Origin of the sequence: Methylobacterium sp. WL19 (assembly GCF_008040005.1) — a bacterium.
GTDB lineage: Bacteria > Pseudomonadota > Alphaproteobacteria > Rhizobiales > Beijerinckiaceae > Methylobacterium > Methylobacterium bullatum.
In genome coordinates, this window is record NZ_VRVC01000248.1 from 1 (window position 1) to 2,346 (window position 2,346).

Annotated in this window: 2 protein-coding genes and 1 pseudogene; 2 read left to right on the forward strand and 1 reads right to left on the reverse strand. The window is 71.1% G+C overall.

Features of this window, described 5'->3' with window-relative positions; genetic code table 11:
- Positions 1-1,467 (reverse strand): DUF4105 domain-containing protein (locus FV220_RS24785; protein WP_147833563.1); only part of this gene is annotated, 1,467 nt, incomplete at its 3' end.
- A gap of 298 nt (positions 1,468-1,765) precedes the next feature.
- On the opposite strand from FV220_RS24785, the gene FV220_RS24790 reads away from it, so the two are divergent.
- Positions 1,766-2,053, forward strand: a complete 288-nt coding sequence (locus FV220_RS24790; RefSeq protein WP_018045622.1) for a hypothetical protein — start codon at positions 1,766-1,768, stop codon at positions 2,051-2,053.
- 108 nt (positions 2,054-2,161) lie between these two features.
- A pseudogene (locus FV220_RS25905) lies at positions 2,162-2,346 on the forward strand (hemin ABC transporter substrate-binding protein); the annotation flags it as partial.

Consider the following 2,346-nt stretch of genomic DNA (forward strand, 5'->3'; position numbering starts at 1 on the left):
CATCCGCGCCACCGCCTCGGCCCGCCAGTTGCGCAGGAGCCGCCGCCTCACGCCGTCCCAGCTGATGGCCGGGACCGGCGAGACGGGATCGATGAGGGCGCTGAGCGCCCGCGAGTAATCGAGCACGAGACCGGGCGTCCACGTCATCGCGCCGGCCCCGTTGCGCAGGAGGGCGGCCGCCCAGAATTCCGGGCTCAGGGCGGCCTGGGCGAGCCTGCGCCACGGCTTGCCGGCCCGGCTGAACGCGCCCTCCACGGCGGCGTCGAGGGCGCGGGCGACCGCCGTGGAGCAGTTCCGGCCCACGAGATTGTAGGTCGCGTCGCGGCGATAGCCGGCCCAGAAGCGCGTCAAGCCCGCCCCGTCGATGCCGTGCAAGGTGACCGTGACGGTGGCCTCGCACCAATCGTCCGCCTCCTCGCGGTAGCTCGGCAGGAAGCGGCCCGGCACGTTGTTCTCCGGGCCGGCCCGCAGGGTGGCGCGCAGGTTGTCGGGGGAGCGGTCGATCTCCACGGCGGGGTAATGGCTCACATAGAGCGGGCTCCCGTGCGTCCCGCTGCCATCGCCCAGTTCCAGGGCCGCGTGCCCGGTGGAGATGTGGCCGGACCCGTTCACGGAGATGACGTAGCGATGGACCAGGCGCTGCCGGGCCGGGATCGAGGCCGTTCCCGTCGGCGTCCAGACATAGACGGTGAGCGTGTCCGTGCCGGCCCCGTCGGCGCGCGGTCCGGCTGCCGCCGGAGGGCGCCGCAACCGCAGCCCGAGGATCGCCACCTTGATCCCCGCCAGCATCAGGAAGGCGCCGATGCAGAACCCCACCGTGCCGGCGTACCAGGTGGGCCAGGGCTGCAGGGTGATGATGCCCAGCGCCACGCCCAGCGCCCCATGCGCCGCCGACAGGCGCCAGCCCGGAAAGCGGAGCACATAGGAGAGCGCGAAGCGCGACAGGCCGTCGAACAGGAAGGCCGTCCCGAACAGCATGGCGAGGAGGAACGTGCTCGAGGACGAGGCCAGCATCGTCAGCACCGCCACCACGAGGAGGAGCGCCGCCTTGAGGAGGCGCAACCGGCGCGCGGCGCCGGTGGCGACGAGGCCGCGCAGGAACGCGCCCACAGCCTCGACCACGAGGAGGAGGCCGAACCAGCGGTCGGGAATATGCGTGGCCCCGTCGAAGGCGTCGATCACGAGGGCGGCGCCGAACCCCGTCCAGACGAGACCCGCCCCGGTGACGAGGCCCCAGCGCCTGTGGACCGCCTCCCGCCCCACCATCAGCAGCCAGAGCGGCAGCGCCATCTGGCTCGCCGGAGCCTCGGAGGCGGCGAGCAGATCGTCGACGGGGGCGCCCTCTCCCTTGGCCAGAGCGAGGTTCACGACGCCCTGCCCCTTCAGGCTCAGCCGCCCGTGGCCGGAATCGCCCTCGGGGCGGGACGCGTCCGTCGCGGAGCCGTCGTGGAATGATTGAGGCCGCATGGTCACCGGTGATCGCCCCCCGCAGTGCGCCATCTCCTATCACCGAGAAGCCAGAACAAGGGAAAGGTTCGCTTAAAGGAGCCGCATCGACCCGATGTTTTTCGAGGCTGAGTGCATGTCCTCTACGTTTTGGTGTGCCTTCGGTACGGGGCCGCCGCGTGGGGGAGGCGCGCCGCGCCGAGAGGCTGGTTGAGGTGTTTGTCCAAGGCTTGACCTGGAGTGCAGCGTTGAGCTGAGTTCGACGTCCCGATCCATCGGCCCGGTTGTCGAGGCCGCCGGCGGCTGCCATGGTCGCCCGATGGCACAGTCACCTCCCTCCCGCTACTCCCCCTCCGAACTCATCGAGCAGTTGCGGGAGGCCGCCGAAGAGATCGCGCCCGAACTGCCCGGCATCCGGGCGGAGGAGACGCTGGAGGGCGAGGCGGCCCAGACCATCGAGGAGATGGCCGAGGCCCTGATGCGGATCGCGAACGGGGCGCCGCGCCCCCAGGACCTCGCCCGCGCCGCCCTGGAGGCCAAGGCGCCCCTGAAGCCGATCGGCCGCCCCAAGAGCACCGTGGTGAAGATGCAGCGGCCGCGTCGGTAGAGCCTCCGGCGCAGCAACGGCAAGAACAGACTGTATCAATTCAAAAGTAGAGATTTTTTTAAATCTTGCCTTGGACTGCGCAGGCAGGCACACTCTTCGACCTATAGCATGACACGGGTGACGCCGACGGACGGTCGCCGGAAGGCGGTCCCCGTCCATGCCGGCGCGCGACCGGCTCCGGGCGACCGCCAGCGACAGGGTGATCCCGATCCGATGACGCACCGTCCTTCCCCTCTCCCCCCGTCCCGCCGCGCGATCCTGGCCGGCGGGCTCGGCCTCGCCGCCCTCGGGGG

Excerpts from the sequence above, each read along its gene's own strand:
- FV220_RS24790 (WP_018045622.1), top strand. The coding sequence starts at position 1,766 with ATGGCACAGTCACCTCCCTCCCGCTACTCCCCCTCCGAACTCATCGAG.